24 protein-coding genes are annotated in these 23,473 nt (G+C 57.4%); 8 read left to right on the top strand and 16 right to left on the bottom strand.

The window, feature by feature from the left end; all coding sequences use genetic code 11:
• The first annotated feature begins 7 nt into the window (after nt 1-7).
• Together FXO12_RS10105 and FXO12_RS10100 are read left to right on the top strand one after the other, a co-directional pair.
• Entirely contained in the window at nt 8-1,240 is a 1,233-nt protein-coding gene (locus FXO12_RS10105; RefSeq protein ID WP_057975667.1) for a Zn-dependent hydrolase, read from the top strand.
• A gap of 134 nt (nt 1,241-1,374) precedes the next feature.
• Entirely contained in the window at nt 1,375-2,427 is a 1,053-nt protein-coding gene (locus FXO12_RS10100; RefSeq protein WP_057975668.1) for a histone deacetylase family protein, read from the top strand.
• 18 nt (nt 2,428-2,445) lie between these two features.
• On the opposite strand, the gene FXO12_RS10095 is transcribed toward FXO12_RS10100, so the two are convergent.
• Together FXO12_RS10095 and FXO12_RS10090 are read right to left on the bottom strand one after the other, a co-directional pair.
• The gene (locus FXO12_RS10095) at nt 2,446-2,799 is read right to left on the bottom strand and encodes a type II toxin-antitoxin system RelE/ParE family toxin (protein ID WP_057975669.1); all 354 of its coding nucleotides are present in this window, start codon (nt 2,797-2,799) and stop codon (nt 2,446-2,448) included.
• Nucleotides 2,796-3,077 carry a type II toxin-antitoxin system ParD family antitoxin gene (locus FXO12_RS10090; protein WP_034127030.1) on the bottom strand — a complete coding sequence of 94 codons (282 nt, stop codon included), beginning with the start codon at nt 3,075-3,077 and terminating at the stop codon, nt 2,796-2,798. Before FXO12_RS10090 ends, FXO12_RS10095 begins: the two co-directional genes overlap by 4 nt.
• Nucleotides 3,078-3,410: 333 nt before the next feature.
• Between FXO12_RS10090 and FXO12_RS10085 the strand changes: the two genes are divergently transcribed.
• Nucleotides 3,411-4,313, top strand: coding sequence for a LysR family transcriptional regulator (locus tag FXO12_RS10085; RefSeq protein ID WP_160049802.1), 903 nt, complete (start codon nt 3,411-3,413; stop codon nt 4,311-4,313).
• Here FXO12_RS10085 and FXO12_RS10080 read toward each other — a convergent pair.
• Nucleotides 4,305-5,063, bottom strand: coding sequence for a substrate-binding domain-containing protein (locus tag FXO12_RS10080; RefSeq protein ID WP_034126595.1), 759 nt, complete (start codon nt 5,061-5,063; stop codon nt 4,305-4,307). The genes FXO12_RS10085 and FXO12_RS10080 overlap by 9 nt on opposite strands.
• On the bottom strand, nt 5,060-6,367 hold the full coding sequence (locus FXO12_RS10075; RefSeq protein WP_003189550.1) for an MFS transporter: 1,308 nt from the start codon (nt 6,365-6,367) through the stop codon (nt 5,060-5,062). The genes FXO12_RS10080 and FXO12_RS10075 overlap by 4 nt, the downstream gene beginning before the upstream one ends.
• Nucleotides 6,368-6,564: 197 nt before the next feature.
• Here FXO12_RS10075 and FXO12_RS28760 point away from each other — a divergent pair, with 197 nt between their 5' ends.
• Together FXO12_RS28760 and FXO12_RS10070 are read left to right on the top strand one after the other, a co-directional pair.
• Complete coding sequence (locus FXO12_RS28760) at nt 6,565-6,711, top strand: hypothetical protein (protein WP_164919346.1); 147 nt, start codon at nt 6,565-6,567, stop codon at nt 6,709-6,711.
• A 243-nt stretch (nt 6,712-6,954) separates the two neighbouring features.
• On the top strand, nt 6,955-7,881 hold the full coding sequence (locus FXO12_RS10070) for a LysR substrate-binding domain-containing protein (protein WP_003189553.1): 927 nt from the start codon (nt 6,955-6,957) through the stop codon (nt 7,879-7,881).
• A 46-nt stretch (nt 7,882-7,927) separates the two neighbouring features.
• Here the strand turns inward: FXO12_RS10070 and FXO12_RS10065 are convergent, their stop codons facing one another.
• From FXO12_RS10065 to FXO12_RS10035, 7 genes are all read right to left on the bottom strand, one after another.
• Nucleotides 7,928-8,332 carry a hypothetical protein gene (locus tag FXO12_RS10065; RefSeq protein WP_054920030.1) on the bottom strand — a complete coding sequence of 135 codons (405 nt, stop codon included), beginning with the start codon at nt 8,330-8,332 and terminating at the stop codon, nt 7,928-7,930.
• Between the two features lie 27 nt (nt 8,333-8,359).
• Complete coding sequence (locus FXO12_RS10060) at nt 8,360-9,316, bottom strand: hypothetical protein (RefSeq protein WP_054920028.1); 957 nt, start codon at nt 9,314-9,316, stop codon at nt 8,360-8,362.
• 41 nt (nt 9,317-9,357) lie between these two features.
• On the bottom strand, nt 9,358-10,542 hold the full coding sequence (locus FXO12_RS10055; protein WP_054897596.1) for an amidohydrolase family protein: 1,185 nt from the start codon (nt 10,540-10,542) through the stop codon (nt 9,358-9,360).
• 18 nt (nt 10,543-10,560) lie between these two features.
• Nucleotides 10,561-11,580 carry a TauD/TfdA family dioxygenase gene (locus FXO12_RS10050; RefSeq protein ID WP_160049614.1) on the bottom strand — a complete coding sequence of 340 codons (1,020 nt, stop codon included), beginning with the start codon at nt 11,578-11,580 and terminating at the stop codon, nt 10,561-10,563.
• A gap of 142 nt (nt 11,581-11,722) precedes the next feature.
• Nucleotides 11,723-12,793 carry a fatty acid desaturase gene (locus FXO12_RS10045; RefSeq protein ID WP_057975671.1) on the bottom strand — a complete coding sequence of 357 codons (1,071 nt, stop codon included), beginning with the start codon at nt 12,791-12,793 and terminating at the stop codon, nt 11,723-11,725.
• Between the two features lie 180 nt (nt 12,794-12,973).
• Entirely contained in the window at nt 12,974-13,510 is a 537-nt protein-coding gene (locus tag FXO12_RS10040) for a hypothetical protein (protein WP_057975672.1), read from the bottom strand.
• Nucleotides 13,511-13,524: 14 nt separating this feature from the next.
• On the bottom strand, nt 13,525-14,484 hold the full coding sequence (locus FXO12_RS10035) for an isopenicillin N synthase family oxygenase (RefSeq protein WP_160049613.1): 960 nt from the start codon (nt 14,482-14,484) through the stop codon (nt 13,525-13,527).
• 278 nt (nt 14,485-14,762) lie between these two features.
• Here FXO12_RS10035 and FXO12_RS10030 point away from each other — a divergent pair, with 278 nt between their 5' ends.
• Nucleotides 14,763-15,722 carry a LysR substrate-binding domain-containing protein gene (locus FXO12_RS10030; protein ID WP_080757711.1) on the top strand — a complete coding sequence of 320 codons (960 nt, stop codon included), beginning with the start codon at nt 14,763-14,765 and terminating at the stop codon, nt 15,720-15,722.
• Nucleotides 15,723-15,754: 32 nt separating this feature from the next.
• Here FXO12_RS10030 and FXO12_RS10025 read toward each other — a convergent pair whose 3' ends face one another.
• The 3 genes from FXO12_RS10025 to FXO12_RS10015 all read right to left on the bottom strand — a co-directional run bounded on the left by FXO12_RS10025 (nt 15,755) and on the right by FXO12_RS10015 (nt 19,817).
• The gene (locus FXO12_RS10025) at nt 15,755-16,690 is read right to left on the bottom strand and encodes a LysR family transcriptional regulator (protein WP_034126603.1); all 936 of its coding nucleotides are present in this window, start codon (nt 16,688-16,690) and stop codon (nt 15,755-15,757) included.
• A gap of 137 nt (nt 16,691-16,827) precedes the next feature.
• Nucleotides 16,828-18,015, bottom strand: coding sequence for a cyanate transporter (locus FXO12_RS10020; protein ID WP_060773069.1), 1,188 nt, complete (start codon nt 18,013-18,015; stop codon nt 16,828-16,830).
• A 182-nt stretch (nt 18,016-18,197) separates the two neighbouring features.
• Entirely contained in the window at nt 18,198-19,817 is a 1,620-nt protein-coding gene (locus FXO12_RS10015) for a 5-guanidino-2-oxopentanoate decarboxylase (RefSeq protein ID WP_057975674.1), read from the bottom strand.
• A 111-nt stretch (nt 19,818-19,928) separates the two neighbouring features.
• On the opposite strand from FXO12_RS10015, the gene FXO12_RS10010 reads away from it, so the two are divergent.
• Nucleotides 19,929-20,798, top strand: a complete 870-nt coding sequence (locus FXO12_RS10010; RefSeq protein ID WP_054898841.1) for a LysR substrate-binding domain-containing protein — start codon at nt 19,929-19,931, stop codon at nt 20,796-20,798.
• Between the two features lie 147 nt (nt 20,799-20,945).
• Here the strand turns inward: FXO12_RS10010 and FXO12_RS10005 are convergent, their stop codons facing one another.
• On the bottom strand, nt 20,946-21,560 hold the full coding sequence (locus FXO12_RS10005; RefSeq protein WP_057975675.1) for an NAD(P)-dependent oxidoreductase: 615 nt from the start codon (nt 21,558-21,560) through the stop codon (nt 20,946-20,948).
• 34 nt (nt 21,561-21,594) lie between these two features.
• Nucleotides 21,595-22,461, bottom strand: coding sequence for an MBL fold metallo-hydrolase (locus tag FXO12_RS10000; protein WP_057975676.1), 867 nt, complete (start codon nt 22,459-22,461; stop codon nt 21,595-21,597).
• 105 nt (nt 22,462-22,566) lie between these two features.
• Here FXO12_RS10000 and FXO12_RS09995 point away from each other — a divergent pair, with 105 nt between their 5' ends.
• Nucleotides 22,567-23,472 carry a LysR family transcriptional regulator gene (locus FXO12_RS09995; RefSeq protein WP_160049612.1) on the top strand — a complete coding sequence of 302 codons (906 nt, stop codon included), beginning with the start codon at nt 22,567-22,569 and terminating at the stop codon, nt 23,470-23,472.
• Nucleotide 23,473: the final 1 nt, after the last annotated feature.

Genomic DNA, 23,473 nt, shown 5'->3' with positions numbered 1-23,473 from the left:
GTCAGCAATGTTGAAGATTAATGGCGAGCGCCTGTGGCGTAGCCTGATGGACATGGCCGAGATCGGCGCGACCGCACGCGGTGGCAGCTGCCGCCTGGCGTTGAGCGCTGAAGACAAGGCCGGTCGTGAGCTGTTCAGCCACTGGTGTAAAGCAGCCGGCCTGACGTTGAGCGTGGATGCCATCGGCAACCTGTTCGCCCGCCGCGCGGGCACCGACAATGACGCCGCCCCGGTGATGATGGGCAGCCACCTGGATACCCAGCCCGAAGGCGGACGCTTCGATGGGGTGTACGGCGTGTTGGCTGGCCTGGAGGTCATCCGCAGCCTCGACGACCACGGCATCCAGACGCGCAAGCCGTTGGAAATTGCAGTGTGGACCAACGAGGAGGGCGCCCGTTTCACCCCGGCGATGCTGGGCTCGGCAGTGTTCACCGGCACGCTTGCCCTGGACATGGCACTGGCAACCGCTGATGTAGACGGTATCAGCGTGAACGAGGCGTTGCGCACCACCGGCTACAACGGTGAGCGCCCGTTGGGTGGCGCAGTGGATGCGTATTTCGAAGCGCATATCGAGCAAGGCCCGATTCTGGAAGACAACGCCAACAGCATCGGCGTAGTCACCGGTGGTCAAGCGATTCGCTGGCTCGATGTACGGGTCGAAGGCATGGCCGCGCACGCTGGCACCACGCCGATGCCGTTGCGTAAAGATGCGCTGTGCGGCGCGGCAAAAATGATCCAGGCCCTGGAAAACCTCGCTGCCGATTTTGCCCCGCAGGGCCTTACCACTGTGGGTGAACTGAGCATCGCCAAGTCGTCGCGCAACACCATCCCCGGCTTGCTCAACTTTACCGTCGACCTGCGCCATCACCGCGACGCCGACATCGACGCCATGGAGCAGCAAGTGCGTGCACGCCTGCAGGCTATCGCGGACAACCGTGGCCTGAGCGTCACCATCACGCCTCAATGGATCAGCCCGGCTACGCCGTTCGACGCCGAGTGCGTGGCTTGCGTGCAGGCTGCGGTGGACGGCTTGGGCTACAGCCAGCAGACCATCGTCAGCGGCGCCGGCCACGATGCGATTCACCTGGCGCGCTATTGCCCCACCGCGATGATCTTCATCCCCTGCGTCGGCGGCCTCAGCCACAACGAAGCCGAGGATGTCTTGCCCGACGATGTGCGCCAGGGTACCGATGTCTTGCTAAACGCCGTCTTGAAACGCGCCGGGCATGTTCATTTCTAAAGGCCGACGCCGCACCCCTGTGGGAGCTGGCTTGCCTGCGATTGCGCACTGTCAGAGAGCAATGTATTGCCTGATTCACCGCCATCGCAGGCAAGCCAGCTCCCACAGGTTCTGTGTTTATCCAGGAGCAACTCATGAAGACGTTTTTTCACCCCGAACAACTCCTGCATCACCCGCGTAGCTACTATTCCCGCGGCCAGATGCGCACGCCCCAGGAGGTTCCCGAGCGAGCGCGCAACTTGCTGCTGGCTGCGCAAACCCTGGGCTTCGATATCCAGCAACCGACTGATTACGGTATGGATCCGTTGTTCGCCGTGCACGGCGGCGACTACCTGGCTTTTCTTCAAGAAGCTCACCAGCGCTGGAAAGAAATCCCCGAAGACTGGGGCGACGAAGTCATGTCCAACATCTTCGTGCGTGAACCCAATGCCTTGCGCGGCATCCTGGCCCAGGCGGCACGCTACCTGGCCGATGGCAGTTGCCCCATCGGTGAGTTGACCTGGCGCTCGGCTTATTGGTCAGCCCAAAGCGCCATCGCCGCAGCGGGAGAAATCCTCGATGGCGCCCCTGCCGCCTACGCCTTGTGCCGGCCGCCGGGCCATCACGCCCGCTTCGACGCGGCCGGTGGCTTCTGTTACATCAACAATGCGGCCGTGGCTGCGCAAGCGCTGCGCCAGGGTTTCCAGCGTGTCGCGGTGCTCGATACCGATATGCATCACGGCCAGGGCATCCAGGAAATTTTCTACGACCGCGACGACGTGCTGTATGTGTCGATCCACGGCGACCCGACCAACTTCTATCCTGGCGTCGCAGGCTTTGGCGAGGAAAAAGGCAACGGCGCCGGCGAGGGGTACAACCTCAACCTGCCGATGCCCCATGGTGCCAGCGAAGCGGTGTTCTTTGAAAACCTGGAGCAGGCCCTGGCAGCGGTGAAGGACTTCTCGGCGGATGTGCTGGTGTTGTCACTGGGCTTCGATATCTATGAGCTGGACCCACAAAGCAAAGTCGCGGTGACGCGGGAAGGCTTTGCGCGGTTGGGAGCCCGCATCCGTGCGCTGGGGTTGCCCTGCGTGATCGTGCAGGAAGGCGGGTATCACTTGGAAACGTTGGACAGTAATGCCCAGGCGTTTTTCGGTGCACCAGCGGCTTGGAACGCGCTATCAGGCCCTTCATTAAAGGATGTTTGAACGCTAAAAGCCTGCTGATCAGTTTTCAGCAGGCTTTTCAGCCCTTGTCGGGTGCTCGTTCTGATCTGCGTGCAACAACGCCGTGTAGTCTTGCCCGCCGTAAAACACCCCCACTATCGACACCGTTTTGAAGTCAGGCTTCACCCTGAAAGCAATAGTGGTGCTGCGACGAAAGTGAGTGATGCGCAGGTCTTTCAGCAGGTCGTCACGGCGCATGCCACGCAAGGGAAACAGGGCAAGGCTTTCACAGTAGCTGACAAGATTGTCGATAAAACGCGCCGCTACAGGAGGGGAGCCGACATCGCTGATGTAGTCTTCAAGGGCATCGAGTTGCGCCAAGACCTCGGGCGAAAAAACTACCGAGTAGCTCACGCTTCCCCTGTGCCTTTGCGCTGACGTCTGGCGGCCATATGTTCGCGGACCTGTTCTGGCGATAACCCAAGCTCAGGCTTCGCCTCAAGGGCGGTCGCTGCGGGGATGACTTCGGCTCTGAGCCAATCCTCCATGGCACGATCACGCGCCAGCAACGCCCGCAGGCCGTCGCGAATCACTTCACTTTCGCTGGCATATTCGCCAGCAGCCACCTTGGCTTTGACCAGAGCCGCCATTTCAAGGGGCAAGGTGATGCTCATTTGCTGGGTTGAGCGCATGGGTGTATCCGCCTGGGGTGAGTGGGATTCAATCCTACTCGACCATTGGCGCGATGCAAGAAGCAACTGATCGATGCCGATGCCCGGCGCCTCGTCGTCCATCCAGAAGGGGTAGGTTTCCATGAGTTGCTACGTCTCCAGTTGTGTAGGTCAGGCCGAAAGTATTGACCCGTTTTGGCGATCGCGTTGCCGTAGGTGGCTGATAACCTGCTGATATGTATGACTTCATATGTGTAACAGGATGATCTCGGCAAACCATCTAGGCACACATGGCGTCCCACCGGCTCCCATACGATAATGCTCGCCACCTCGACCACCTTTGGCCTGCCTCCCGTGATCATCAACTTCGACCTCAACGACCTCCAAGCTTTCCGCGCCGTGGTGGACAAGGGCAGTTTTCGTGGCGCTGCCGAGGCCATCCGTATCTCGCAACCGGCCCTCAGTCGGCGTATCGAAAAGCTCGAATCCGCGCTGGATGTAAAGCTGTTCGAACGCACCACGCGACGGGTCAGCCTGACCATGGTCGGGCGTGCATTTTTACCCCAGGTCGAGCGCATGCTCGACGATCTCGACATCGCGCTGATGGGTATCAGCAACGTCGCCTCGACGCGCATGGGTAATGTCACCATCGCCTGCGTGCCGTCTACCGCGTACTACTTCATGCCCCACGTAATCTCCGAGTTCCACAAGCTGTATCCGAAGATTCGCCTGCGGGTGCTGGATGCCAGTGCCGGCGAGGTGTGCAATGCGGTGGCCAGCGGCGAGGCGGACTTTGGCGTGAGTTTCAGCGGTAGCCTGGCCGATGAGGTGGAATTCGAGTTGCTGCTGCAGGAGCGCTACGTGCTGGCCTGCCGGCGTGATCACCCTCTGGCTGGGCGTGACAGCGTGAGCTGGACCGAGGCCTATGAGCATGACTACATCGAGGTGGACAAGACGTCGGGCAACCGCTTCCTGCTCGACCAGGCCTTGCGTGGGGTGCGGGTGAAAAAGCCGAGTATCTGCGAGACGCACCACGTGACCACCATGATCGGGCTGGTGGAGGCGGGGCTGGGAGTGGCGATGGTGCCGTCGATTGCGATGCCGGCGCACATTCACCCGATTCTGGTCAGTGTGCCGCTGGTGGAGCCCCAGGTGCTGCGCAATGTGGGCTTGATCAAGCGCCGCGGGCGGACGTTGCCACCGGCGGCGCTGGAGTTGGAGCGACTGGTACGGGAGATGCCGTTCCGGTCAGCGTGACACCGAGTCCAGGCCGGTGGATTGCACCTCCTGCTGGGCCTCGGGCGATGCCATGAACTGCAACAGTGCCTTGGCCTGCTCAGGGTGTTTGGCGTTCACTGGAATACCGGCGGCGAAACGGGTAACGGACTGCACGTCTTCCGGGATCTTGCCTACGAACGTCACGCCCTTGACTGGCAACAATTCCGCCACTTGTTGCAAGCCGACCTCGTAATCACCCTTGGCCACCTGTTCGCCCACCGGCACGCGTTGGATCATGGTGCCCTTGGCCGGCATGCCGAGCTTCTTGAACAATTCCTTCTCGACATAAACGCCGCTTGCGCTATCCGAATAGGCCACCGATTTGGCTTTGCTCAGCACGGCCTTCAACTCGGCGTCTGTATTGATCACAGGTTTGGCCGCACCTTCCTTCACCACCAGGCCAATCCGCGAGTCGGCCAGCTCCACGCGGGACGCGGGATCGACTTTGCCTTGTTTGATCAACTCATCCAGGGCATAGCCGACCATGATCACCACATCGGCCTGTTCGCCACGGGCCAGGCGGTTGGGAATCGCTTCCGGCGCCTTGCCCATGGACGGGCCAAGGATGGTGTCGAGGGTGTCACCGCTTTGCTCGGCGTATTGCGGGCCGAGCAATTTATACGCGGCGGTGAAGCCGCCCGAGGTCATGACCTTGAGTTGTTCGGCCTGGGCTGATAGCGCCAGGGTGCCGAGGACGACAGCAGCGAGGGTCTTGAACAGCGGCTTCATTGCGCAGCCTCCTGCATGACTTGGCCGCGGGTATTGGCGCGGCGATACAACGCCAGGGTCGAACACAATGCACACAGCGCGGCGAAGATCATCCAATACGCAGGTGAAGCCTTGTCTTCGGTGATGTGAATGAACCAGGTGGAGATCGCTGGCGTGAAGCCACCGAACACTGCTGTCGCCAGGCTGTAGGCCAGGGAGAAACCCGCCACACGCACTTCCACCGGCATGATTTCAGTCAACGCCGGGATCATCGCGCCGTTATACATGCCATACAGGAACGAGAACCACAGCAGGGTTTCCAGCATGTGCGCAAAGCTTGGTGCGTTGACCACGTAGGACAATGCCGGATAAGCCGTAAGGACAGTCAGCACCGTCATGGCAATCAGCACGGGTTTACGGCCGAAGCGGTCGCTTAACGTGCCGCCGATCGGCAGCCAGAAAAAGTTCGAGATCGCGACCAGCAAGGTCACCAGCAAGGCGTCCGAGGTGCTCAGGTGCAACACGGTTTTACCGAAAGTCGGCGCGTACACGGTGATCAGGTAGAACGCGGTGGTGGTCATGGCCACCATCAGCATGCCGCCGATGACCACGGTCCAGTTCTTCACCAGGGTCGCCATCACTTCACGCATGGTCGGGCGATGCTTGCGGTTGGCGAACTCTTCGGTTTCCTGCAGGTTGCGACGCAGCACGAAGATGAACGGAATGATCACGCAGCCGACGGCGAACGGAATACGCCAGCCCCAATCGGCCACCACCGCAGGTTCCATCCACACGTTCAGGCCATAACCCAGGGCCGCGGCGACGACGATGGAGATCTGTTGGCTGCCCGACTGCCAACTGGTGTAGAAGCCTTTACGGCCCGGCGTAGCCATTTCGGACAGGTACACCGACACGCCACCCAGCTCCGCACCGGCCGAGAAACCTTGCAGCAGGCGCCCCAACAGCACCAGAAACGGCGCCCACAGGCCGATGGTCTGATAACTCGGCACCAGTACGATCAGTAGCGTACCGCTGGCCATGATCGACAAGGTCACGATCAAGCCTTTGCGACGGCCCACGTCATCGATGTAGGCACCCAGAATAATCGCGCCCAATGGACGCATCAGGAAGCCAGCGCCGAACACGGCGAAGGTCATCATTAATGACGCAAACTCATTAGCGGCCGGGAAGAACGCGGCAGCGATATAGGTGGCGTAGAAACCGAACAGAAAGAAGTCGAACTGTTCGAGAAAATTGCCCGAAGTAACGCGCAATACCGCGCCTACTTTCGAGGGGGCAGCCGCAGGCCGGGAAGGGGTCGTCATGGTTTTGTGTCTCCAGCGTTCTTTTTAAAGTGCTTGTTTCGCTTAAGACTTGGGATAGTGGCTGACACATTTAGAAATGATAAGTGACTAATTTGGATGAATTGATGCGTATTGGCTATCAATCCATTCCGGCTTCAAGACAACCCGCCGTGTCCTATGCTTGAAGCTGTTTCCAATTCTTATGGGCGGAGGCCGTTATGGGCAACGAACACAAGCAGCACAACGAGCCGGAGCGTGAAGAACCCCGGCGGCAGCGCGAAGACGAAAAGCCGCAAACCTGGAAGCATCCGGACGACGGCACCGAGCTTTCCGAGCGTGACCAGGAGTTTCCGCTCAAGCCTTGAGTCAGGTAACCGCGGTCTAATTGTGGGAGCGGGCTTGCTCGCGAAGGCGGTGTGTCAGTCAACGGAGTCGTCGGCTGATCCACCGCCTTCGCGAGCAAGCCCGCTCCCACATTTTTAAGCGCAGCGGCAACCTTCAAACGCAGATTTACCGTCCCCAACCCGTTTATTGAGCAGTACGCACATAGACGCAGCCCCGCAGCCTTCCTAAACTGCCGCTTGTCTTGGGGAAAGGGGCAGGCGCCGATGAATCGCAATGAATTACGCAAGGCTGACATCAATCTGATGGTGGTCTTTGAAGCACTGATGCTCGAGCGCAATGTGACGCGGGTGGCGGAGAAGCTGTTTCTCGGCCAACCGACCATCAGTTCGGCCCTCAACCGCCTGCGTACCCTGTTCAACGACCCACTGTTTATTCGTGTCGGCCATCGCATGGAGCCTACGGCGCGCGCCGAGGAGATCATCCAGCACCTGTCGCCGGCCCTCGACTCGCTGTCTTCGGCCCTGAGCCTGACCCATGATTTCGACCCGTCCATCAGCACCATGACTTTCCGCATCGGCCTGTCCGATGACGTTGAGTTCGGCCTGCTGCCACCCTTGCTACGGGCCTTGCGTCAGGAAGCGCCGCAGGTGGTGTTCGTGGTGCAGCATGTGGATTATTGGCGCATTCCCGACCTGCTGGCTTCTGGCGATATTACCGTCGGCATCACCCAGACCCGCGGGTTGCCGGCCAATGCCAAGCGCAAGCTATTGCGGCACATCCGCCCGTGCCTGCTGCGCGCCGATGCCTCGGACACCCCGCTGACCCTTGACGAATATTGCGCACGGCCCCACGTGCTGGTGTCCCACACCGCCAATGTGGCCGGGTTTGCCGATGAGTGGCTGGCAGAGGTGGGCCGCAAACGCCATGTAGTGCTCTCGGTGCCGCAATACAGTTCGTTGCCGGCCTTGCTTGCCGGCACCGACATGATCGCCAGCCTGCCGGATTACACCGCCCAGGCTATGGCCGCCAGCGGGAATCTGTTCTGCGAGCCGTTCCCGTTCGAAACCCCGACCCTGGATTTGTCCATGGTGTGGCTCAGCCACGTTGACACAGACCCGGCGGAACGCTGGATGCGCTCGCGGCTGGAGGCATTCATGAGTGATCGCGGGTTGGTAGCGAATAAAGCCTGAGGTTTATACCCGTGCTAGGGGAAGGAGGGGGGCGCCTCAAGAACGGCTAATCCTGAACGTGCTCTTCTTGAACGGGGTTGCCAATCAGCGACGCACGCAAAATACGGATGCGTTGTTCGGAGTGATAGGCGCCTGCTTCCGTAAACCTGAGGAATGCTCGCGCGCAACACTTACAGCCCCAGACGCTTGAAATATTATAAGGAAAGAAATCAAAGCAGATAGGCGCGTCTTCAGACCAGAAATGGGTACCGTTCGGGTGGTATTCCTCAAGGCTGAGTTCTTGTGCCCTATCGGTCGGGATTTCGCCTATGAAGCGCAACAGGCTGCTCGCCTCGAGTGTTTTGGGTAAGGTTTCCCACCCCTGCGACAAGCCCCGAATACAAGAGCAGGCAGTAGTCTCCAGCGAAGAGCGTTCGGCAATCTGCCTGATATTTTCTGGCGTGAGTATCATTTTTATGCAGTTCCAGGCAGTAATAGCTCAGATTCGATTCTTGCTTAAAACCAGTTTATTCAAATAGCTTTCAACTCTGGGTAAAACAAACTGCAGTATCTTCGGCATGGTGTGAATAGGCAGTTGGCAGCATGCAAAATACAACGCCATTGTGGGCGATAAGCTGACACCAAGAGCAGACCATAATAGTCCAACATTTCTATTGCCACCGTTGAGTGCCATGGTGAACTTGGCGATCAATGACCCGGGATATAAGCAGCCCATGAGGAGCTGCAGGCAGACGTTGATGCAATAGGCAATGGCGATCATCGAGATGGCCAACGACGGGGTCTCCAGAATTACCTGCTGCATGCCCGCCATCGTGCCTACTGCAAAGAGGAAAAGCGCGATGACGACAATACCGTCAATAGCCAGGCCGTGCGTGGCGACGAAGGTGTGCGAAAAACGACGTATCAAAATAGCAGCGCCTTCGGCGCCTCCTATCAACACGGCCAGTCTGATCGCTAGATCAACGGGGTTCAAGGAGAGTGAAAGGCCATCAGCGAATAGGTGGAGTATCAGCGGAGCGGTGACAGGGATAATTGCCATTGAGCAGAGCGCAGTCACCAGTGACATGGAAGGGTCAAGCCCGAGCATTCTCGCGACGGCTGCATTTCCGCTGGCGGGCGGGGCGGCAACAGCGATGGCTATCGCAAGGGAAAGTTCTTGATTGCCGGTGAGGTAAAGCGAAAGCATTCCAAAAATATAAGGGCAAGCCACCACCATCAGGGCTGGAAATATCAGGGATATTTTCAAGTTTCTGGCTGCAGTGATGACTTCAGCGTTGTTAATACGCAGGAGAGTGCCCAGAACAAATATGAAAACCATGACGGGGAGCAATGGCCTCGCCAAGTCTGCAAGATAGGGAATAGCCAATCCAATTGCGCAACCGCATGCGAGTACGGTAGGCCCTCTGCGCGTAATTTCGGGCAGAATTCTATGCATATGAGTGCTCTCGAGGCGACGTCCCTTTCGGGACGCTGCTATTAGGTACGCAGAGTTATTTCAGGTGTGACAGATGGCGGTGGCGAGTTCCTGGATTGCCTCACGACCAGGCGCCCATCAATCAGAATCGAGGTAATACTTGGAAGGTCACCACTGCTGAAACTTCCAAGTACGCTGGGTTGCGCTCCTCCCAAAGGCCCACAGGCGATCAGTATGTCGGCTTCTCTTCCGACGCCCAGAATCCCCCGATTCAACTTTCTCACCTTGGCGGTGTTACCCGTTGCGAAACAGACGGCCTTTTCCGGTGGAACGTCGCCGAAACTACTGAGCAAGGCAATTGCCCTGAGCATGCCAAGCGCGGGAACCCCACATCCGGCAGGGGAATCCGTGCCAATGACGATACGGTCCAGTTGGTTCATTTCTCGTGCGTAATTCAGGGTGGTGACCGCCGCGAACTCGTTGCCGTTATGTACGATTTCCAGGGCACCCAGACAGCCTTCACACAGGCATCTGATTTGGCTGGGTGCCAGTGCGGTATAGCCGCCATTGATGTGCCCGATGATATCGGGCGCAATTTCAAGGATCTCTTCTGCACCCATGCTCTGGGAGGTAGAAATTGAAGGACCGCCCGTGTGGGTAATGGAAGTCATGCCGTGTTTGCGAGCCATCTTGACCAATTCAGCTGCACGACTGACTGACTTGACCGGGCCTATCCCGACCTCTCCCAGTTGGTTGATGCCTTGAGCAACCATTGCGGCGAAATCCTCATCCGAAAATTCATCGTTGAGCAGTGGCGCGCCGGCTTCCATTTTTATTCCGCTAGGGCGCGCATTGGAGAAAGAGCGCTGCGCTGCGATTGCCATGGCGATAGTACCGACCCTGTCGGTCGGTAGCCCCGGAACGTGCACTTCCCCGGCAGAGATCATGGTCGTCACGCCGCCCTGCAAGGAGTGCCAGATCCAATTGTGGTTGCCAGAGCGCGGGCTGTACTCACCCAGGGTCGGGTGAGTGTGGTTGTCGATCAAACCTGGCATGACCGTGCTCTGCTTGGCGTCAATCACCAGGTCTGCGTGTGAAAAATCCACATCTGCTGCCTGACCCACGTAGGTGATCATTCCATCAACACTGACGAGGGTATCTGCTGTAATGAGTGGAGACGCGAGATCACCCGTGAGGAAAGTGCCTATATTATGAATAATTGATGTATATGGCTTATGGTTCGACATTTAATTTATCTCTTTATATCATCGAGTAACGGGTTCGAATATCCGCGCGCCACACTTGTTGAATGAACGGAAGTTCCACAAGTTGTTCGTGATGAACAAACGCTGGATCCAACGATACTCATGCCCCTCTGGATCGAAACTGGGGGTGAACTTGTCACGCGAATGGAGCATGAAACGATTGTTGATGTACACCAACTTGCCAGGTTGAATGTCCAGCGGCCGCGCTACGCTTTTAAGCGCGTTGTAAAACCTCAACAGGGTATTTTGTGCTTCGTGATCAGCGGCAATTACCATGTCCGGGTAAAACGCAGCAGTGACTCTAGGGTGAGTCAGCGGGCCGCTCAGAATTGGGTACACATGAGTTTCTTTCGCGCCTGCGGCACTGTTCCTCCAGCGGTAGGGCTGACGAATGATGAAATGTTTGCCATATAGGATTTCAATATCGGCCTGTTCCAGAACCTGAAGGGCTTCCCTCGCATCGGCCACCCAGGTTTTCGGGCCCACCCCGGCAGGGTCACCGCGAACGCCGAGAAGCAGAAGAGCCAGCGGCGAGGTGTCTCCACGGGAGTCATAAGCCTGAAAGGCATTTTCGGTGTGCAGGTCCAACTCCAGGTCCGAACCGTTGCCGGTATACTCGCCTACGGCCTCCGGATGCGGTACCAAGTCATTGACCAGTTTTGGCCCCTCATGCTTGATGGAGTAGGGCTCCGCTATCAAACTGCCCAGGGCAACCAGCACATTTTCAGAAAGATAACCACTTTTGAAGTTCAAGCTATTAGCGTCGCCTTGCGGGCTGCCAAATGTGTCATCAATCGGAAGGTTCTCAAATACACAATAAGAAGCATCGTCATCTTTAAGTGATTCAAGCTTTTTTAGAAGTCGCGCGGGAAACTTTTGATAAGCGGTCATGCGAATGAGGTGGATGTAGTCTCGCCCTCCCGTTGGCTCGTAACAAATGTCTATGAGCGCGTCCCGAATACTCTCTTTTTCAACAGCCGTCAGCCAGAAGCTGTTGGCGTCTGCACATGAATCGTCCACACGCACTCCTTTATAGATCTGATTGATTTGTCATGAGTTGAGTTATAAGTAAGTTACGACTTTCAAGCGCTGAGGTGGGGGTCTCCGTATCCACGACCTGACAGTGTCCATGCTTTGATAAGGCCCGACCTGAGTGGGTGACTCAACCTAAGAGCTTATCTGTGTACGCACCGGTGAAATGGTGGGTGTTAAATTGGCCATCAGCATCGTAGGGTTGTCCTTCATCGGTGCTGATGATTCTTGATAACCGCCCACGATGGTAGGCAGTCATGAAGTTGAAGAATGGCGTGCTTTCTTCTCTTGTGTCCGTTATTCCGTAAAGCCTCAACTGTTTGGTTATGGCAGCTTCCAGTTGTGGCAACATATACCAAGGGCATGTTGGAAAGCAGTGGTGGGCCGCGTGGTAACCAAAATTCAAAATAATCAGATTGAGGAAGGTAAACTTTCTTGCCACCGGTACGGAGAAGGTATTCTGGATTTCGTAGTGTTTTCCATGGGTTAGCTTTTCTCCCGCCGTATACACCTGCTGGAAAGAATGCTGGAAACAGTCGACGAATCGTACGATGTGTATCCTAAGGAAGGAGGAGGCTTGCCATACCACCACAAGTATCAGGGAGAACCGGGCAAACGTAGCGAAGGCTACAATGTAAATGCACAGGCTTCCAATACCCCTTGCAAATTCGCGCCTGCTGCCGCTGAATATCACGGAGTAAATATTGGTAAGCTTGATCACATAGTAGAAGGCGGGAAGATATATTTTTTCTGCAATAATGATTGCACTGAATAGCCTCGGATGAGCGACAGCAAAGTGACCACTATCGAACCCACCAATATCAATTTTTTCGGCATGATGGCGAACATGATCTTTTCTATAGGCTTCAAATGAAAAGAAAGAGAGGCCGTTAAGGAAAGACAGCAACTCTCCGATGACAGAATTGACTTTCTTCGACTTGAAAACAGAATTGTGCGCGCAATCGTGGCTCAGGTACCAGGACCAGATTTTGGCAAGGGCAATCAAGATAATCGCACCGAGTACCGCAACGATCTGTTGAGTATACGCCAGGAATATGCCCCCTACAGTGAAGGATGCTATTGCACTTAGTATCATCACCGATGGCAACAGTCTTCGCTCTTTAGCTATTGAAATAAGCAGGGTTTTCACGTTGGCGTCTTTGATGGCGCGCAGATAATTATCAGCATACAGTAAAGACATCTCATCACCTTCAAGAGCAAAATCACTGAAACGCTTATTGAGCTGGTTTGGGGGCTAGCATTGAACAACCGATCATGCCTGGACAGGTGTAATCACTTCCGTGCGCATGTGGAACTAACGGCGGGGTTTGAATATGTGTGCATACACAATGCCAGAGATGTATTGCAGGTGTACGGCTGGCTAGGGTTCTTTTGGTGTTGCATCTGGCACCAGTGAAGGTGGTACTAGCGAGACCGTAGCGTGCGTATCCGCGTCCACGGGTTGTTCGCTGCTACTGGATTTGTAGCCGATCAGTATCACGCCGACGATGCACAATAAAACACCGGCAATATTTAAATAAGAGAGTCCTTCTTTAAGCAGAAATACCCCGATGAAGCCGAGCGCAATATTGATAATTGCGCCGGTAACGATATTGCCCGTACTGAGGTCCCATCCACTGCGATACATCATCAAAAAGCCGATTTCCATCATCAAGATGCAAAACGCGATGCCTCCCTGAAGCCAGGTCATTTGCTTCAAGCCCGCGAGTAACGTTCCACTGCCCAAAAAAAACGGCAACATCAAGGTGGACAGGATAACGATCGCCACATAAATACTGACAATTGAAACCAAGGGGTTGATCGTAGACGGTATTTTCTTCATGAGCATGTGATAGCCCACGGTGCCCAGTATCGCTACGATCGCTGATAGATAGAATGTGTATTCTTTACCTAGCACGTTCAATACTCCTACTAGTTGGGTTCAAGTTCACGAAATTTGGTGGTTTCCAAGAACCTCTGGTCCATGTACTCACCCGCGATGATCGCTCCGTATTTCGCAGGACTGCCGTCTGCGCAACAGCTGGGCAGGCACTCCACTTTGGCGGTGTAGTCTGGGTCCATAAAGAACGCCGCCGAATGGCGTAATTTGCCGGAGGTATTTATCACTCGATGCAGCGTTGCCTTGTAACGGTCATTCGTCCAGCGAGACATTAGATCCCCGACATTGACGACAAAGGCATTTGGGATGGGTTTGACTTTGATCCAGGTGCCGTTGGCACTCTGTACCTCCAACCCCCCGGTGGCACTTTCCGAGATCATGGTTATCCAGCCGAAGTCTGTATGCTCTCCAGCACCCATCGGCGCTCCCTGCGTATATTGGGTGGAGGGATAACGCAGGACTCTCAATTGGGCCATCGGCTTCTTGAATTTATCATCGAAGTAATCGATCGGCATATTGAGAGCAAGGGCAAACACGTTTAGCAGTTTTTTTCCGAACGCAAGCATTTGCGAGTGATATTCCCTCATCGCAAGCTTGAAGTCGGGTAATTCCTCTGGCCATACATTGGGGCCGTAAAAAGGTAATTTGGCTTTTACGAACTCGTCGTCAAGCGACAAGTCCGCGGCCATGTCAAAACCCTCTTTGACATCGCCCAATATGCCATCCGACTTATCAGCGCCTTCGCTAAAGTAGCCACGCATATAGGGGGATTTATGAATTTCGATTTTTTCCTTGGCCTGAACAGGCAGGTCAAAAAACGATTCTATTTGAGAGAAGACAGTTGAAATAAGCGTGTTATCTACACCGTGATTGACGACGGTGAAAAATCCGACCTCCCTGCACGCGTTGTCGATCTCCTTTACTAGACGTGGTGATATCTCTGCTCCCTGCGTCAAACTACCGACGTCAATGATAGGTATGTTCTTTTCCATGAATGCACCACTTGCTCTAAAAAAGGCGCAACGAGACCTACTCCATGAACGCTGAAGTGCACTCAGGGATAGACCGTATATAGGCCAGTGTCATTTAGTTAGACTAAAGAATTTCGTCAATCCGCAAGCGCAGTCAGTATGGACTCGACATTCTCGATCGACGCGCCTCCTGTTACCGGCTAGGTGGCGTAGCCTAGAATTCACTTCTATGAAAGCGAAGGCAAATCAGATAAAGTAAGCCTGGCTTAGTTTTTTTACCATGGAAGGGGGATTGATTAATGTTCGCAAAATTGCCGTTGACAGCCATTCGTGCATTTGAATCTGCCGCAAGACTCGGTGGATTTAAAGCAGCCTCCGCGGAGTTGTTTGTTACCCCAGCGGCAGTATCACAACAAATAAAAACACTTGAAAACTTACTGGGCAGTATGCTTTTTGTACGCACTCCCCACGGTGTTCAACTCACAGCGAACGGTGAGAGGCTATATTCAAAGGTGCATCTTTCGTTTCTGGATATAAGCGGTAGTATGTCTTCGCTCAAGCCACCCGCCGACTCCAACACACTCCGAGTTTCTACCACGCCGGCATTTGCGTCTTTATGGTTGATCCCTCGGCTGGCGAAATTTTATAGCGAACATCCAGACATTCATGTCAGTGTTGAAACCAGTAATGAAGTGGTGGATTTGTTTCGTGACTCATCTGTTGATTTAGCTATTCGTTGTGGGTTTCGCGATTTTCCAGACTTGTACAGCCACGCGCTTATGCGCGAACAGTTTGGTGTTTTCTCTCATGCCCACTGGAGGCAAGAGGAAGTTAAAACTTCGTTGAAACTTATAAATATACGTTGGGCGACGTCATCGCCCGCTTCAATTAGTTGGGCGTCCTGGTGCGCGGCTGCGAATCATGAAAGTTGGCTATCAAACGCGGTCTATCGTGAATACAACGATGAGCATTTTGCGCTCCAGGCCGCTATTGCCGGGCATGGCTTGACGCTGGCGAGCACGGTCTTGGCGGCAGACTATGTTGCGAATGGATTGCTGATTCCTTACAGACCCGACATCAAGATTCCGGGCGCGCAGTTTTCAGCTGTATGCGTGCCGGGGCGTGAGCGTTCAGGTGCCGTAAAGCAGTTTCTGGCGTGGATGGTCAAAGTAATAGCAGACTGCCATATCGATTGCCCTGTCGCTCGGGATGTCGCGTCACAGGCTGTCACTAAGCGCCGAACGTCACTGGCTATCTGATTAGGGTGTGGAGAGCTTGATCAGGCGCGTTCCTATAACAAACCCTGATCCGCACACACCTTCACCACTTGTTCCCGAAACCAGGTATTGGCGCTGTCCTGCCCACTGGTTTCGTTCCACTGCATATCCAGGGTGAACCCCGGCAAACCGTTAGGTGCTTCGCAAACACCGAATGCCGGCGCCGGTGCCAGTAACTTTTGCACGCGGCGGGGCAAGGTGACGATGAAGTCGGTGCCGGCAATCATCTTCAATGCCGCGCTGTAGCTGTTGGCCCGTGCAATCACCTGACGCTTGCGGGCCTGGCGCGCAAGCCAGCCATCGATCATGTTGGTGTCGGAGGTCCACGGCGTAGGGAATACGTGGCGCCGCTCAACGAAGGATTGCAGGCTGAACGCCTGTTCTCTCGGCGCTGAGCGTTGGTCGCACACGCAGACCAAGTCGTCCTCCAACAGCATCTGGGTCTTGAAGTCTTTGTGAGCGCGGTGAAAGTGCGGGCCGAAGCAGATCACCAGGTCCAGGCGACCTTCACGCAGGTCGTCGGCGGGGATGTCGGTCTCCAGCTTCTGCACATTGACGATTACCGGCAGGTCGGCATGGTCGAAGCGCTTCAGCAGGCGCGGCAGGATCAACTGTTCGAAATATTCCGGCGCGCACACATTGAAGGTCACGGCCTGTTGGGTCGGATCAAAAGCTTGGCCACCGGCATGGCACAGGTTGATGCTTTCCAGAATCTTGTGCACGTGCTCGTACATGGTGGTGGCCTTGTACGTAGGACGCATGCCTGCGCGGGTGTTGATAAACAGCTCATCTTCAAAGCTGGTGCGCAGCTTCTTCAGGCTATAGCTCACGGTGGACTGGCTGACGAACAGCGTTTCAGACACCTCGGTAACGCTGCTCTGGTCGTAGACGGCGATAAACACCATCAAATCCTGCATATCGAGCTTTCTGAGCAAGTTACTGTTTAGCATCGGTTTCGTCCGTAAACCCTTTGTACCGAACTCAGTACAAGACTGAGCAAAATGTTAACGGAACGCTCGTACCAATAGAAAGCTCTGTAGGACCCTTCAATGTTTTGTGTGGGACAAAAAATGTTTGTAATACGACGTCAGCGGATATGGCGTGCGTAATGCGCCGGGTTGAAACGCATAACGATCAGCAGCATCAGCCCGCTCACTGCCATCAATGACCACCAGGCCCATTCGAAGCTGCCCAAGTGGTCGCGGATCATGCCGGCAATGAGCGGCGACAGGCCGGCGATCAGATAACCGATGCCCTGCACAAACGCGGTAAGGCCACCGGCGCGGCGCGGGTTGTCGAGGTGGTCCAGGGACAGGATCAGGCTCATCGGAAACAGGCCGCCAATCCCCAGGCCGAGCAGGCATGGCCACAACAGGCTCCAGTGTTGCGGGCTGAGAATGAGCCCGCAGAAACCCAGGATGATCAGCACCAGCAACACCGCCACCACGCCACGCTTATCCTGGCGGCGGTTGGCGATGGCCGGGGTGACCAGGCCGGAGATCACTTCCATGGCGGTCAAGAAGCCCAGCAGCAAGCCGGCATTCTGTTCACTCCAACCCTGCTCGACGTAGTAGGGCGCCAGCCACGCCAGCACACAGGTGTAGGACGCGGTGCCGAGGCCAAAAAAGATCGCCAGCAACCAGGCGCGGCGATTGCTGAAAAAAGCCTCCTGAGGGCCCGAGCCGGCTTGAGGCAACGGCGGCAGTGCCGCACGCTGGGCATACCAGAACACCAGGGCCAGCAACGCCAGCAGTGCCCAGATAGCCAGGCCGATACGCCAACTGCCGGTCCGGGCTTGCACCAACGGCGAGAACGAAGCAGCCAGGGCCGCGCCGCCCATGATCGCGGTGACATACAGGCCCATGAATAACGAGACATTGGCGCTGAACCGCGACTTGATCAGCGCCGGCATCAATGCCTGAATCAGCGCAATGCCGACTCCCGCCGCGATGGCACTCACTATCAGCTCCAGTGCCGAATCCAGGAACAACCGCGACAAGGTCGCCAGCCCAATCACCAGCAGCGACAGCACAATGCTGCGATGCTCGCCCACGCGCTTGGCCAGGCCCATGCCAAAGAACATCGCCAGGCCCATGGCCATGACCGGCAACATGGTCAGTAAGGCGGCGCTGCTGAAACTTAGCGGCACATCCGCACGAATCGACGCCAGCAAGGGCCCCACGGCCGCCATCGAGGGGCGCAAGTTGAGAGCGACGAGCACTACGCTGATCATCAGCCATAGTGCCGAGGTGGATTTTGCCTGAACGTTTTCCATGGGCCTGCCTTGAATGAACAAGGGCGAATCAGGCCATGGAGCGTGCAGCAGGGCAAATCAGAAAGTCGGAGGGGCTATTGAAAAAATGCGGATGCCGAGTGGTGAGGTAAGCGCGCATAGGGCGTTGGCTGGCAGGGCGTCACGGGAGCAAGCTCCCCCGCCACAGGTCCAGCGTTGCGGGATTACAGATTCGTCAACTCCCACCGCCCTTGGTCGATTTCAAGCAGCGTCGGCCCCTGGCGATCAGCAGCATGCAATGCGGTGCGAAGATGTTCGATGCCGCGGATGCTTTCTGCCGCGCAACCCAAGGCCGTGGCCACGCCGATAAAGTCCGGCGTGTAGATGTCCACACCCACCGGCTCGATGTCACGGTTGACCATGTATTTCTTGATCTCTTCATAACCCTGGTTATTCCACAGCAGCACGATCACCGGTGTACGCGCTTCCACCGCGCTGGCCAGCTCCGGCAGGGTAAATTGCAGGCCGCCGTCGCCGATCAGGCACACCACCGGTTGGCCATCGCCGCGCCCGAGCCAGGCACCCATGGCGGCGGGCAGGGCATAACCCAGGGTGCCGTAACCGGTGGAGGAATTGAACCAGCGGCGTGGGTGGTCGAGGTTAAGGGTCAGGTTGCCGCTGTACACCGGTTGAGTGGAGTCGCCCACGAACACCACGCCGGGCAATTCCTCCAGAACGGCGTTGAGAAACCGGGTTTGCGCACGCGTCGAAGCGTCCCAGGCAGGTTCCAGCTCGGCCCACAAACGGGCGACGCGTGCTGCACCCCAGTCGGCAGTGCGCGGCGCCAGCGGCTGGCGGTTGATTTCGGTAAGCAGGGCTTGGGCGGCAATGCGCGCATCGGCCACCAGTGCCACTTGGGGCGGGTAGTTGCGTACGGTCTGGTCCGGGTCGACATCGATGCGCAGCAGCGTTCCGGGAATGTTGAAACCGCCGGCGAAGGTGACGTCGTAGTCGGTCTCCGCCAACTCGGTGCCGATCGCCAATACCACGTCAGCTTCAGCCACCAAGGCACGGGTGGCGGGCAGTGTTTGCGTGGAGCCGATCAGCAGCGGGTGCGCGGCGGGCAACATACCCTTGGCGTTAATGGTCAAGGCCACGGGCGCGCCGAGGGTTTCTGCGAGGTGGGTCAGTTCGGTGGCGGCGTCAATGGCGCCGCCACCGGCCAGGATCAGCGGGCGCTTGGCCGCAGCCAGCCACTGGCGCATCTGCTCAATGGCAGCCGGGGCTGCGCCGGCACGGGTGACGCTGACAGGCGTGCTGCCCAGCAACGCGTCGGCATTTTCCACCAACACATCAAGGGGGATCTCGATATGCACCGGGCGCGGCCGACCAGCTTGGAACAACGCAAACGCCCGCGCCAGCACGGCGGGCAGTTCGGCCGCTGACATCAAGGTATGGGAGAACGCCACCACCCCGGCGACCAGCGCGCTCTGGTTCGGCAGTTCATGCAACTTGCCGCGCCCGCCGCCCAACTGGCTGCGTGCCTGCACGCTGGAAATCACCAGCATCGGAATCGAGTCGGCATAGGCCTGGCCCATGGCGGTGGTGATATTGGTCATGCCGGGGCCGGTGATGATAAAGCACACACCGGGCTTGCCAGAGGTGCGCGCATAACCGTCGGCCATGAAGCCGGCGCCCTGTTCGTGGCGCGGGGTGACATGTCGGATGCTGGACCGCGCCAGGCCCCGGTACAGCTCCACGGTGTGTACGCCGGGAATGCCGAACACGTGGTCCACGCCGTAGCGTTCCAGGAGGTGCACCAATACTTCGCCGCAGGTCGCCATACAGGTCGCTCTTGTGATGGATTCGAAGCGCTATTGGAGCGGTTGGCCGGTGGCGGCAACAATCGATAAAAAGTCATACTCGCCATGTTCTCCCGTCATGGCTGCGCCCCAATGAAACGCCTCCCTCCGTTACCTGCGTTGCACACCTTCTGGGTCACGGCCCAGTGCTGCAACTTCACCCGTGCCGCCGAACACCTGCACATCACCCAGGGCGCGGTGAGCCGGCAGGTGGCCGGGTTGGAAAGCCAGTTGGGCTATGCCTTGTTTCAGCGCCAGGCGCGGGGCTTGAGCCTGACGGAGGAGGGGCGCGAATGGCTGGCGTGCGCGCAACAGGTGTTTGGCTTGCTCGCTGACGCGGTGGAGCACATCGGTGACCGGCGCCGCACCTTGCAGCTCAAAGCGTCCACCTGCGTGATGCGCTGGTTGTTGCCGCGCTTGCTGCAATGGCAAAAAGAACGCCCGGATGTGCCGGTGGAGCTCACCACGACGGTGGCCTATAACGTCGACTTTCGTCGTGAGACGTTTGACGCGGCGGTGATCTATGGGCCCATCGCCGAGCAGTCCGCCGAGGCGCGGCACTTATTCGACGAGCGCCTAACGCCGGTCTGCGTGCCTGGGTTGCTGGGCAGTTTGCGTACGCCGCAGGATTTGCAGCATCAGGTACTGTTGCACCCGACCCGAGACGAGCGCGATTGGACGTTGTGGCTCAAGGCTGCAAATGCCTGTTTGAGCGATCCCATCCAACGGCACCACTTCGAAACCTTGGACTTGGCAATGACCGTAGCGTCCCAGGGCACCGGGGTGGCGATGGGCGACAGTGCGCTGATTGGCGAGGATCTGAAGGCGGGGCGGTTGGCGATGCCGTTTGAACTGCGGGTGTCGACGGGGATGGGGTATTTCCTGGTGTATCCGCCGGGGAAGGAACCGTCGGTTGGGTTGGTCGCGCTGATGGATTGGTTGGTCAGTGAGGCCAGTGCGTGAGCTGGCTTGCCCGTACATCGCCCTATGTAGGAGCGAGCTTGCTCGCGAAAAACGTCAACGATAACGCCTACATCCTGAATGAACGCGGCGCCTGTGAGTTTTTCGCGAGCAAGCTCGCTCCTACAAAAAAGGCAAGCCAGCGTTGGGTCAGTAACCGACCGTAAAGCGCTGGCGCGAGTGCTTCGGTGTCTCCACTTCATCCAGCATGGCGATGGCGAAGTCGGCAAAACTGATCGAACTGTTGCCGTCACTGTTCACCAGCAGATCATCCTTGCCCAGGCGGAATTTGCCCGTGCGCTCGGTGCCGTCGAACAGGGCCGATGGCGACAGGAAGGTCCAATCCAGCTCCTTTTCCTGACGCAACGTTTCCAGGAAGTCAGCCCCGGCACTGGCTTCAGCTTTATATTCAGCCGGGAACCCTTCGCTGTCGATCACGCGCCCGCCACCGGGCAACAACAGCGAACCTGCGCCGCCGACCACCAACAAACGTTTCACCCCGGCCTTTTTCACCGGGCCGATCACGGCGCTGGCGGGAAGGGTGGCGAAGTGCGCCGCGCTGACCACCACGTCGCTACCGCTGATGGCGTGTTGCAAGGCCTCGGCATCCAGGGCATCAACCTGTTTGACCGTAACGCCTGGGCGCACAGCCAGCTTGTCGGTATTGCGGGCGATGGCGGTGACGGTATGCCCGCGACGCAGCGCTTCTTCCAGCAGTTGGCTACCGGCGCGGCCGGTGGCACCAATGATTGCAATCTTGCTCATGATGTTCTCCAACAGGGTTAAGGTTTAAAGCCAGTTACCACTTCATTTCGCCCTTGGCGACTTTGGCGCTCAGTTCCAGCGAGCTTTCGTCGGCGAGGGTGGGGTAGCGTTTTTTCATGGCCGCAATCAGGGCGGCGGAGTCCTTGGCCTTGGCGGTTTCGAGGTCGAGGGCCTTGATGTAATCGGCGGTGAAGTTGACCGAGGCCAGCGATGGCGTGCCCAGGTAATGGCCTGGCACCACGGTGTTCGGTTTCAGGTCTTCAATGCGCTTGAGGGTGGCCAACCAGTCTTTATGGGATTGCGCGCTCTGGGTATCAGCCATCCAGACGTGGATGTTTTCAGCGATAACCACACCACCAACCACGGCCTTGATCGACGGGATCCACACAAAGCTGCGATCTGGCTGCGGGCCGTCGAGGCCCACCACTTCAAGCTGCTGTCCTTCCAGGGTCAGGCTGTGGCCTTTAAGTACCTGCGGTACAAGGGTCTTGGCCGGTTTGTCTGCGCCCATTTTCGGGCCCCAGAAGGCCAGCTTGTCGGCGACAGTGGCGTTGATATGGTCGACCACCGGCTGCGGCGCCAGCACCTTGGCGTCGGGGAAAGCGGCGGTGAGGGTGTCCAGGCCGAAGTAGTAGTCCGGGTCGCCATGGCTGATGTAGATGGTGGTCAGGCGTTTGCCGCTGGCGCGGATCTTCTGCACCAGTTGCTCGGCTTGGCCTTTGCCGAATTGCGCATCCACCAGGATCGCGTCTTTCTCGCCGCTCACCAGCACCGAGCTGACCGGGAAGATCGCGGCTTCGCCTGGGTTGTACACGTCCAGTTTCAGCTCTGCCGCCGCTGCGTGGGCAGCGAATGCCAGGGCGGCAGTAGCCAGGGTCAAGCGTTTGAAGGTCGAGAACATCGGGCAGCTCCTGCCATAGATAAGGGATGCACAGAGCTTAGTTGCATAAAACGCGACAAAAAATGCGATGCTGGGACATAGTTTGTTTCTAAAATCGGGCAAATCATGGTTCGTCTTCAAGCAATGCGCGTGTTTGTCACCGTGGTGGACCTGGGCAGCCAATCCGCCGCCGCCGACCACCTTGACCTGTCGCGCCCGGTGGTCTCGCGTTACCTGGCGGAGCTGGAAGACTGGGTGGGCGCACGCCTGCTGCACCGCACCACGCGCAAGCTCAGCCTCACTGCCGCCGGGGGTGAAACACTACCGCGTTGCCGGCAATTGTTGGACTTGTGTGGGGATATGCAGGCCGCCGTCAGCGAACCCGATGATGCACCCCGAGGTCTGTTGCGCCTGAGCGTCAGCACCTCGTTCGGCCAAGCGCAGCTGGGCGCGGCGATTGCCGAATACGTCAAGCTTTACCCCCTGGTGACGGTGGATTTGCAGATGCTTGATCGCACGGTGAACCTGGTGGACGAGCGCATCGACCTGGCGATCCGCACCAGCAATGATCTGGACCCTAACCTGATCGCCCGGCGCCTGACCGTATGTCGCTCGGTGGTGTGCGCCACACCGGCTTATCTGCGCGAGCATCCGGCGCCGCAGAAAGTCGAAGACCTGGCCCGGCACAATTGCCTGACTCACTCCTACTTCGGCAAGAGCCTGTGGCATTTCGAAGAAAACGGAGAGCACGTGTCGGTGCCGGTCCACGGCAATATCACGGCCAACGAGGCCAGCACGTTAATGCGCGTGACGCTGGCCGGGGCAGGGGTGGCAATGCTGCCCAGTTATCAGGCCGGCGAGCTGATTCGCAGTGGGGAGTTGGTGCGCTTGCTGCCGCACGCCGAGCCACGACAAATGAACATCTATGCGGTGTACGCCTCACGCAAACACATGCCTTCGGCGTTGCGTAGCCTCCTGGATTTCCTGGTGCTGCGCTTTCCTGAAGAGCCGGGTTGGGATGTCGGGCTTTGAG

This window comes from Pseudomonas sp. J380, assembly GCF_009827115.1.
Classification (GTDB): Bacteria; Pseudomonadota; Gammaproteobacteria; order Pseudomonadales; family Pseudomonadaceae; genus Aquipseudomonas; species Aquipseudomonas paracarnis.
Note: the sequence above shows the minus strand (reverse complement) of the source record. Positions and strands in the feature narration are given on the sequence as shown.